The following is an 8,676-nucleotide window of genomic DNA, read 5'->3' on the forward strand; positions in this document are numbered from 1 at the left end:
CCCCCCCCCCGCCCCCCCCCCCCCCCCCCCCCCCCCCCCCCCCCCCCCCCCCCCCCCCCCCCCCCCCCCCCCCCCCCCCCCCCCCCGCGTCGGGAGGTGCGGGTCAGAAGATGCCGTGCTCGCGCACCTGGCGCACCCGTGCCCGCCGGCCGGCCACGAGGAAGACGACGCCCAGACCCAGGTAGAGCCAGTTGCTCGCCGCGTTCGTCGGCAGCAGCTCGGCCGGGGAGTCCGAGACGATCCCCGCACCGGCCACGCCCATGGCGATGAGGAACCACGCGTGGAAGACCACGTTCTTGTGGGAGTGCTTCACCGAGTCCACGAAGGCGATGATCGTCCCGCCGAACAGCAGCAGCAGGAACGAGCTGACCACCGAGACGGTGAAGATCCCGAACAGCTGCCCGCCGCTGCGGAAGAAGCCGTACTGGTCGTAGTCGGCCACGAGGCCGGGCACGAAGCCCAGCAGGCCGAGCAGCGCCAGCACCCCTCCGGTGACCAGGGCGTTGCGCTGGACGGGCCCGAGCTTCCTCGTCTGGGTTCCCTCGAGGGCCGGGGTGCTCATCGGCTCGGCAGTGCTCATGCGCTCATGGTGGCAGGAGCGTCCGGCGCCTGCTCGCCCTGGCCCCGCCACCCAGCGTCACCGGCGCGCCGTCCGGGGGTCACCCGGCCGGCGGGTGCGGACACCGGCGCCGCACGACGACGACCGGGGGGTGACCGCCCCCGCCCACCCCCGCCCGCGGCGCCGTGCGCTCAGCGCGCTCGCGCGCCTGGCGGCGCTGCTGGTCGTGGCCGCCGGCGCCCCCGCCGCGCTCACCGCCCTGCCCGTGGCGCCCGCCGCGACCGCCGCGGCCGCCCCCGCCGCGGAGCTGCTCGCCCCGGCCGTGCCGGTGCCCGTGCAGGAGCGGCAGGTCCTCGACGGCGTCAACGCCGAGCGCGCCCGCGCCGGCGCACCGCCGCTGCGCCTGGACCCGGCCCTGAGCGGCGTGGCCCAGCGCTGGGCCGAGGTCGTCGGGCGGCGCGGGGAGCTGTCGCACAACCCGCGCCTGGCCGAGGAGGTGCGCGGGGCCAGCCGGTGGGGGGAGGTGGTCGCCAGCGCCGGGGCGGGTGCGCCGGACGTGCGCGGGCAGCTGGACGGGGCGCTGGCCGTGCGCACCTGGATGCAGTCGCCGCCGCACCGCGCGGTCCTGCTGGACCGCACGTTCACCGACGTGGGCGTCGGCCTCGTCCACACCCGGTCCCGCGAGGGCGGCCGCGACGTCTGGCGCACCTGGTGGGTCGCGGACGTCACCGCCGGCCGCCGCGTCCCGGCCCTCGGCGTCGCGGGTCCCGACGGCTCGCGCAGCTGGGCCGGCGTGGTCGTCAAGGGGGCCGTGCTCGGCGGCTACGACCGCCTGGGCGCCCACACCGGGGTCCTCGGGCTCCCGCTGGCGCCGGAGTTCGGCCCCCTGCGCGCCGGCGGGTACGGGCAGGCCTTCGCCGGCGGCTCGATCTACTGGAGCCCGGCCACGGGTGCCCACCCCGTGCGCGGGGCGGTCCGCGACCGGTGGGCGGCCCTGGGCTGGGAGGGCGGCTGGCTCGGCTACCCCGTCACCGGTGAGTTCGCCCTGCCCGGCGGCGCCGGGCAGCACTTCGCCGGCGGATCGCTGTACTGGACGCCCCGCACGGGCGCGCAGCCGGTGCGCGGCGACGTGCGCGACGCCTGGGCCCGGCAGGGCTGGGAGCGCGGCCGGCTCGGCTGGCCCGTCGGCCCCGAGCGGCCCGTCCCCGGCGGCGTGCGCCAGGACTTCACGGGCGGCAGCGTCACCTGGGAGGCTGCCACCCGCGCCACCGCCGTCACCCTGCGCTGAACCACCCGGTACGGGGTGTCGTCGTGGGTGACGGCGCCGCGGGGGCCGTGACTAGACTCCCCGCAGCACCGACGGCCCAGACCTCGCCGCACGGACACCCGGGGAGCCAGGGCGGCACCGGACGGACGCAGCGGAGGTCAGCACCACCCATGCACGGCGGCACCCACCCCGCGGGAGCACGCGGTCCCCTCCCGCTCCAGGACGGCGTCTCCGGGGCCGGGAGGCTCGGCGCCGATCCCGACGCCCAGGACGACGTCGCCGCGCTGCGCGCCGAGCTCGAGCAGCTGCGCACCGCGCTGACGCGCCGGCCGGTCATCGACATGGCCAAGGGCGCCGTCATGGCGCTGACGCGCTGCGACGAGGAGACCGCCTTCCGGCAGCTGTCGCAGGTGTCCCAGCAGCACAACGTCAAGCTGTTCGACCTGGCCTCCGCCCTCCTCGCCGAGCTGCGCGAGGGCGAGCAGCCGACGCGGCGGGCCCCCGTGCCGCCCGGTCGCAGCGCCACGCCGCGCGAGCTGACCCGCCACTACTGGACCGCGCCGCGCCCGGGCCAGGACCCGCCCCGCTGAGCCGCCGGAGGCGACCGTGGACCTGCTCGTCGCGCACAGCGCGCACCCGCACCTCGCGGCGGCCCTCGCGGACGGCCTCACCGCGGCCGGCGCCCCCGCCCGCCCGCTCGGCCTCGGCGGGGGGCCCACGCCCCGCGAGGGCGCCGACCACGCCGGGGAGGTCCTGCGCGCCGTCGCCGACCACGCGGGCACCGGCCAGGAGGGCAGGGCGGGCGGTGCCCCCGTCGCCGCCGTCGTCGCGCTCGACGCCGCCGGGGCGGCCGGCGCGCTGGCCGCCCGCTCCGCCGGCGGCCCGCCCGTCCTGCTGGTCGGGACCCTCGGGCTGGCCGCCGCCACCGGCACCCGGCACGCGGAGCTGACCGCCCTGCTGCGCGCGGCCGACCTCGTCGCGGCGCGCACCGGCGCCGAGGCGCACCAGCTCGCCGTGGCCGGTGCCCGCGTCCACCCCGCCCCGCTGCCCGTGCAGGCCCTGCTCGCCCACCGGGTGCGCGCCGTGCCGTCGGCGGTCCCGCCCGAGCGCCCCGGGCCGGTGGTGGTCGTCGTCGGCGGCCCCCCGCGCTGCGCCGCGCTGCGGCGGGCCGTGCTGCGACTGCTCGCCGACGAGCCCGGTGCCCGCGCCGACGTGGTCGGCACCCGCCAGGACGCCGCCGCGGCCGCCCTGCACGCGGCGGCCGTCCGCCACGGGGTGCGCGAGCGCCTGCGCCTGCTGCCGGAGGCCAGTCCCGCCCAGCTGGCCGCGGTCCTGGACGCCGCGCACGTCGTCGTCGACCCCGGCGGGCAGGACGTCACCCTCGTGCCGCTGCTGGCGATGAGCCGCTCGCGCGCCGTGCTGGCCCTGGACCGCCCCGGCGCCGACGACGTGGTCGTCGACGCCGTCACGGGCGTGCTCGTCGCCGACGGCGCCGACCAGGGCGCCGGAGGCGGTGACGGTGGTCCCGGCGCGCCCGTCGCGGGCACCGCCCTCGCCGACGCGGCGGCCGGGGAGCTCCTGGCCCTGGTGCGCGACCCGTTCCGCTGCGAGGCGCTCGGCGTCGGTGGCCTGGACCGGCTGGAGAGCCGCTTCCGCGCCGAGGACGTCGCCGCGCAGCTGTCGGCCGCCGCGCGCTCCGTCGCCCCGTTCGCCGAGCCGCCCGCACCTCAGGACAGGTCGACCGTCAGCGCCAGGTGGTCCGACAGCGGCAGCCGCCTGGACCCGGCCGCCCCCACGCGCAGCGCCCCGCCGGCCAGCACGTGGTCCAACTGACGCACCGGCTCCCCGGCGGGGAACGTCGGCGCGCTCACCAGCGGGCGCATCCGGCTGGCGCGCCGCACCGCCGCCGGCTCCATGTTCAGGTCGCCCATGAGCACCACCGGCGCGGAGTGCCGGCGCAGCGCGCGGGAGAGGCGCCGCAGCTGGAAGGCGCCCCAGCCGGGCACGAACGACAGGTGCGTCGAGGCCACCGTCAAGGGGGCGCCCGCGCCGCCGTCCAGCTCGGCGACGACGGCCACGCGCGGCTCGTCGGTGACGACGACGGGCCGGCGCCGGCCGGGGAAGACGACCGGCACGGGCACCGGCAGCGCCGGCAGGCGCACCACCTCCCACGAGCGCACCGGCACCCGCGACAGCAGCGCGATGCCGAACGCGGCCGCGTCCGGCTGCTCCTCGCCCGTGGCCGCCATCCACGTCGCTCCCGGGGTGCCGGCCAGCGCCGCCACGAACCGGTGGTGCGGCGCGCCGAGCGCCTCGGCGGCCACGGCGGTCAGGTCCGCGCGCGCCGAGCGCTCCTGCCCCCGGTCGACCTCCTGCAGCGCCAGGACGTCCGCGTCGAGCGAGGCCACGGCCGCCGCGAAGCGGTCCACGTCGACCCGGTCGTCCTCGGGTGCCCGGCCGTGCAGGATGTTGAACGTCGCGAGGCGCACGCCCCCAGGGTGCTCCGGTCGACCGTCCCCGGCACGGTGGGGGACGTCGGACCCCGCGCGCCGGACGCGCCGGGCCGCGGGAGGAGGTCGCGGTGAGCGAGCACGCGGCGCTGCGCGAGGCGCTGAAGCGGACGGCGGTGGCGCTGAAGTCCTCGGGGAGGCCCTTCGCGCTCGCCGGCGGGTACGCGGCGTGGGCGCGCGGCGGGCCCGAACCCCACCACGACGTCGACTTCGCGCTCCGCCCCCAGGACGTCGAGGAGGTCGTGGACCACCTGCGGCGCAACGGCTTCGACGTGCAGCAACCGCCTGAGGACTGGTTGTTCAAGGTGTTCGTCGACGGAGCGCTCGTCGACGTGATCCACCGCGCCGGCGGGCAGGCGGTGGACGACGCCCTGCTCGGGCGGGCGCAGGTGCTGGAGGTGCTGTCGGTCGAGGTGCCCGTCCTGAGCGCCACCGACGTGGTCGTGCACAAGCTGTGCGCCCTCGACGAGCACGCCTGCGACTTCGCTCCGCCGCTGCGCGTGGTGCGCTGCGTGCGCGAGCAGCTGGACGTCGCCGAGGTCCGCCGCCGCACCGAGGGCCGACCGTTCGCCGAGGCGTTCCTCGTGCTGCTGGAACGCCTGGGCGTCCTGGGAGCGGGACCCGCGCCCGGTTGACGGGGCCGCCGGTCTGCGGTTGCCGCCTCCTGCGGGTGGTGCTCGACTGACCGCACCACGGGTGCAGGGAATCGCCCGGACCCCTTCCCGTACCCGCCGTGGAGCGATGCATGAGCAGCACCACCGTCCGTGCCGTCGAGGACACCGCCCAGCTGCCGACCGTCCTGCCAGCCGCCCCGTCCGCGGGTGCCGAGGAGGCCGACGGCCTGGACGGGCGCGAGGACCTCGTCGTCGAGCACCTGCCCCTGGCCCGCTCGCTCGCCGGCCGCTACCGCGACCGCGGGGAACCCGTCGACGACCTCGTGCAGGTCGCCTGCCTCGGGCTGGTCAAGGCGGCGCGGGGCTTCCGGCCCGGCGCCGGCCCGTCGTTCTCCGCGTACGCGGTGCCCACCATCACCGGCGAGCTGCGCCGGCACTTCCGCGACCACGGGTGGGACGTGCGCCCGCCCCGGCGCCTGCAGGAGCTGCGGGCCCGGCTGCTGTCCGCCGAGCGGGAGCTGGAGCAGGAGCTCGACGCCGCCCCCGGCGAGGAGGAGCTGGCCGAGCGCGTGGGCGCCAGCGTGGCCGACGTCCGCGCCGCCCGCGCCGCCTCCGCCGCCTACTCGTGCGTGTCCATCGACGTGCCGCTCGGCGACAGCGACGGCGACCCCACGCTGGGCGACCAGCTCGTCGACGACAGCGACGACATCGCGGCCGTGGTCGACAGCGCCTCGCTGGCCCCGCTGCTGGCCCGGCTGCGTCCCCGCGACCAGCGGATCCTCGCGCTGCGCTTCTACCGCGACGCCACCCAGTCGCAGATCGCCGCCGAGCTCGGGATCACCCAGATGCAGGTCTCGCGGCTGCTGTCCGCCGCGCTGGCCTCGCTGCGTGAGTCCCTGACGGCCGACGACGACACCGCCGCTACCGCCACCGCCACCACTGCCCCCGCCGCCCGGTCCGCCCGCGGGCGGGGCACCGAGCACGGCGCCCTGCCCCGGGCCAGCTGAGGGCGCTCAGACCCCGACGCGCGAGCTCCCGGCACCGCGCGGGCGCAGGACGGGGGAGGGGTTCGCGCCGTGCTCGGCGAGCCCGTCCAGCAGCTCCCGCAGCACGTCGCCGGAGCGGTGGCGCGGCTCCCAGCCCAGCTCGGTGCGCGCCCGCCCGGTGTCCATGACGGGCACGGACAGCCCCAGGTCCAGCCAGCCCGGCGGGACCGGGTGCACGCGCGCGCGGTAGCTGGCCGCGACCGCCGCGCGCGTCAGGCGGTGGTCCAGCGCCAGCAGGTGCCGCGCGCGCAGCGCCAGGGCGATGTCGCGGCCGCCGACGACCGGCTCATCGGCGACGTGGAACGCGCCGCGCGCGCCGCGCTCCAGGACGCGGGCGAAGGCGTCCGCCACGTCGTCGGCGTGCACCACCTGCAGCCGCAGCCGCCGCGGCAGCGGGAGCACCGGCAGCGGGACGCGCCGCACGAGGCGGGTGGGCACCAGGGCGCCCAGGAAGTACCGGGCGATGGCGCTGGCCGCGTCGCGCTGCAGGACGAGCCCGGGCCGCAGCCGGGCCACGGCCAGCTGGTCGTGCTCGCGCTCGACCTCGTCCAGGTGCGCCTCCACCGCGGCCTTGCTGCGCGAGTACTCCAGCGAGCGGACCCCGCCGCGCACCGGCCAGCTCTCGTCGACGGGGGAGTCGTCGTGCGGGTGGCTGGAGTAGGCGCCGATCGAGGAGGCGTGCACCAGGTGCGGGACGCCCTCGTCGAGCGCGGCGCGCACCACGGCGCGCGAGCCCCCCACGTTCACGCGCGTCAGCTCCCGCTCGTCGCGGCTGGGCTGGATGAGCCAGGCGAGGTGGACGACGGCGTCGCAGCCGCGCAGGGCCGCGCGCAGCGGGGCGGGGTCGGCGGCGACGTCCAGGTGGTGCCACTCGACCCGGTCGTAGGGCTCGGCGGTGGCGTCGGGCGGGCGCCGGCTGATCCCGACCAGCTCGTGCTCCGCGCCCGACAGGCGGCGCAGCAGAGCGGTCCCGACGTTGCCCGAGGCTCCGGTCACGGCGATGCGCATGCCGGGCCCCTACCCGGAACGCGCCCGCGGCGAACGTGCCGGGCCCGGTGGCCGGCGCGGACAGCCCCGTGGGCACCCCGCGGACGGTCCCGCGGCGTCAGACGGGGGCGCGCGTGTCGTCGCCGGCGGACAGCCGGTCCACGACCTCCTGCGCGACGTCGCGCAGCCGCCGCCGGCTCGCGCGCGCCTCCCCGCGCAGCAGGGCGAAGGCGTCGTCGGGGTGGATGCGGTGCCGCTCGGCCAGCACGCCCTTGGCCTGCTCCAGCAGGACGCGGCTGTCCAGCGCCTCCTGCAGCTGCGCGCGCACGCGGCTGCTCTCGGCCACGTGCTCGAGCTGGGTGATGCCCACGGCGCCGAAGGACGCCATCGCCTGCGCGACGTCGCGCTCGACGGCGCCGAAACCGCCCTCCCCGCGGCGGAACAGGTTCAGCGCGCCGACGACCCGGCCGCCGACCAGCAGCGGGACGGTGTGCACCGAGGCGATGCCCTCCCGGTCGGCCAGGACGGCGAAGCGGGGCCAGCGCTCGCGGACGGCCGCGCGGCTCGTGACGTCCACGGTGCGGCCGCTGCGGTAGGCGTCCAGGCAGGGGCCCTCGTCCTGCTGCAGCTGGTACAGCTCCACCACGCGGGTCTCGCTGGAGGTGGCGGCCAGCAGGTGCAGCGAGCCGGCGCCGTCGTCCACCAGCAGTCCGACGGAGTCGGCGCGCAGCAGGTCCTGGCAGTGGTGGACGAGCCGGTGGGCCAGGTCGAGCGGGTCGCCGTGGGCGGCGAGCACCTGCGCCACGTCGTTGACGGCGGCAGCCACGGCGTCGGCTCGGACGGGCATCACAGCGCAGACCTCCTCGGGGGACCGCTGCTGCTCAACGGGTGCGGAAACGCGACAAGGTTGCCAGGTCGCCCCGGGCCGCGCATGACGGGGGGCGCACCGGGGTAGGAGGGGCCGATGAGCGTCCTCCAGCGCGTCTTCGACGCCCCCAGCCGGCTGACGGTCCTCGACCCGCTCGCCGCCCGCGCGAAGGAGACCGCCGACCGGGTCCTCCCGGGCGGGCGGGTGCGCGGGTGGCTGCACGGGCGCCCCGCCGGGCACCCGCTGCACCCGGCCGCGGCGATGCTGCCCGTCGGCACGTCCGTCTCGGCGCTGCTGCTGGACGCGGCCGCCGCGGTGCTGCCCGGCGGGCGGGCCCTGGGCGCTCCCGCGCGGGGGCTGACGGCCGTCAGCGTGGCCGCTGCCGGGCCCACGGCCGCGATGGGCTGGGCGGACTACACGGGGCTGCACGAGGACCAGCAGCGGACCGCGCTCGTGCACGCCGCCGGCAACGCCGTCGCGGTCGCGCTGTGGTCGCTGTCGCTGGTCAGCGGCCGGCGCGCGCCGGTGCTGCGCACCGCCGGCACCCTGGCGGCCGGGGCCGCCGGCGCCCTGGGCGGGCACCTGGCCTACCGCTGGGCCGCCGGCCCCAACCACGCCGAGCACCTGCCGCACCTGGCGGAGCTGGCGCCCGCCGAGGCGGACGGCTCCACCGACCTGGGGGCCCTGGACGACCTGCCCGAGGGCGTGGGGGGGGGGGGGGGGGGGGGGGGGGGGGGGGGGGGGGGGGGGGGGGGGGGGGGGGGGGGGGGGGGGGTGGGGGGGGGCTGTAGGCTGCCGACTCTCCCCCGCCCCCAACACCACCCA

At 78.9% G+C, this 8,676-nt stretch carries 9 protein-coding genes and 1 pseudogene; 6 read left to right on the forward strand and 4 right to left on the reverse strand.

Translation table 11 applies throughout. The features are described 5' to 3' along the window. Positions 1 to 103: 103 nt before the first annotated feature. Positions 104 to 580, reverse strand: a complete 477-nt coding sequence (locus tag ACRYMY_RS19170) for a DUF4383 domain-containing protein (protein WP_432548812.1) — start codon at positions 578 to 580, stop codon at positions 104 to 106. Positions 581 to 710: 130 nt separating this feature from the next. Here ACRYMY_RS19170 and ACRYMY_RS19175 point away from each other — a divergent pair, with 130 nt between their 5' ends. The 3 genes from ACRYMY_RS19175 (at position 711) to ACRYMY_RS19185 (ending at position 3,659) form a co-directional block, all read left to right on the forward strand. Continuing rightward, positions 711 to 1,847, forward strand: coding sequence for a CAP domain-containing protein (locus ACRYMY_RS19175; protein WP_432548813.1), 1,137 nt, complete (start codon positions 711 to 713; stop codon positions 1,845 to 1,847). Positions 1,848 to 1,996: 149 nt separating this feature from the next. After that, on the forward strand, positions 1,997 to 2,416 hold the full coding sequence (locus tag ACRYMY_RS19180) for an ANTAR domain-containing protein (RefSeq protein WP_432548814.1): 420 nt from the start codon (positions 1,997 to 1,999) through the stop codon (positions 2,414 to 2,416). Positions 2,417 to 2,432: 16 nt separating this feature from the next. After that, on the forward strand, positions 2,433 to 3,659 hold the full coding sequence (locus ACRYMY_RS19185) for a glycosyltransferase (RefSeq protein WP_432548815.1): 1,227 nt from the start codon (positions 2,433 to 2,435) through the stop codon (positions 3,657 to 3,659). Here ACRYMY_RS19185 and ACRYMY_RS19190 read toward each other — a convergent pair. Then, the gene (locus ACRYMY_RS19190; RefSeq protein WP_432548816.1) at positions 3,554 to 4,315 is read right to left on the reverse strand and encodes an endonuclease/exonuclease/phosphatase family protein; all 762 of its coding nucleotides are present in this window, start codon (positions 4,313 to 4,315) and stop codon (positions 3,554 to 3,556) included. The two genes, ACRYMY_RS19185 and ACRYMY_RS19190, sit on opposite strands and share 106 nt — an antisense overlap. Positions 4,316 to 4,407: 92 nt before the next feature. Here ACRYMY_RS19190 and ACRYMY_RS19195 point away from each other — a divergent pair, with 92 nt between their 5' ends. Both ACRYMY_RS19195 and ACRYMY_RS19200 read left to right on the forward strand, forming a co-directional pair. Next, on the forward strand, positions 4,408 to 4,971 hold the full coding sequence (locus ACRYMY_RS19195; protein ID WP_432548817.1) for a nucleotidyltransferase family protein: 564 nt from the start codon (positions 4,408 to 4,410) through the stop codon (positions 4,969 to 4,971). A 110-nt stretch (positions 4,972 to 5,081) separates the two neighbouring features. Continuing rightward, a complete protein-coding gene (locus tag ACRYMY_RS19200) occupies positions 5,082 to 5,957 on the forward strand; it encodes a SigB/SigF/SigG family RNA polymerase sigma factor (RefSeq protein ID WP_432548818.1) in 876 nt (291 codons plus the stop codon). Between the two features lie 6 nt (positions 5,958 to 5,963). On the opposite strand, the gene ACRYMY_RS19205 is transcribed toward ACRYMY_RS19200, so the two are convergent. Both ACRYMY_RS19205 and ACRYMY_RS19210 read right to left on the reverse strand, forming a co-directional pair. Beyond that, positions 5,964 to 7,004 (reverse strand): NAD-dependent epimerase/dehydratase family protein, encoded by a 1,041-nt coding sequence (locus ACRYMY_RS19205; RefSeq protein WP_432548819.1) that lies wholly within the window; start codon positions 7,002 to 7,004, stop codon positions 5,964 to 5,966. A 97-nt stretch (positions 7,005 to 7,101) separates the two neighbouring features. Further along, a complete protein-coding gene (locus tag ACRYMY_RS19210) occupies positions 7,102 to 7,830 on the reverse strand; it encodes a GAF and ANTAR domain-containing protein (RefSeq protein WP_432548820.1) in 729 nt (242 codons plus the stop codon). Positions 7,831 to 7,947: 117 nt separating this feature from the next. On the opposite strand from ACRYMY_RS19210, the pseudogene ACRYMY_RS19215 reads away from it, so the two are divergent. Further along, positions 7,948 to 8,676, forward strand: a pseudogene (locus ACRYMY_RS19215) (hypothetical protein); the annotation flags it as partial.

This window comes from Kineococcus haloalkalitolerans (assembly GCF_050871905.1).
In the GTDB taxonomy this organism is placed as follows: Bacteria; Actinomycetota; Actinomycetes; order Actinomycetales; family Kineococcaceae; genus Kineococcus.

What these genes read in the sequence shown, in the direction of transcription:
- ACRYMY_RS19170 (WP_432548812.1), bottom strand. Translation starts at nt 580, where the DNA reads ATGAGCACTGCCGAGCCGATGAGCACCCCGGCCCTCGAGGGAACCCAG.
- ACRYMY_RS19180 (WP_432548814.1), top strand. Translation starts at nt 1,997, where the DNA reads ATGCACGGCGGCACCCACCCCGCGGGAGCACGCGGTCCCCTCCCGCTC.
- ACRYMY_RS19200 (WP_432548818.1), top strand. Translation starts at nt 5,082, where the DNA reads ATGAGCAGCACCACCGTCCGTGCCGTCGAGGACACCGCCCAGCTGCCG.
- ACRYMY_RS19205 (WP_432548819.1), bottom strand. Translation starts at nt 7,004, where the DNA reads ATGCGCATCGCCGTGACCGGAGCCTCGGGCAACGTCGGGACCGCTCTG.
- ACRYMY_RS19210 (WP_432548820.1), bottom strand. Translation starts at nt 7,830, where the DNA reads ATGCCCGTCCGAGCCGACGCCGTGGCTGCCGCCGTCAACGACGTGGCG.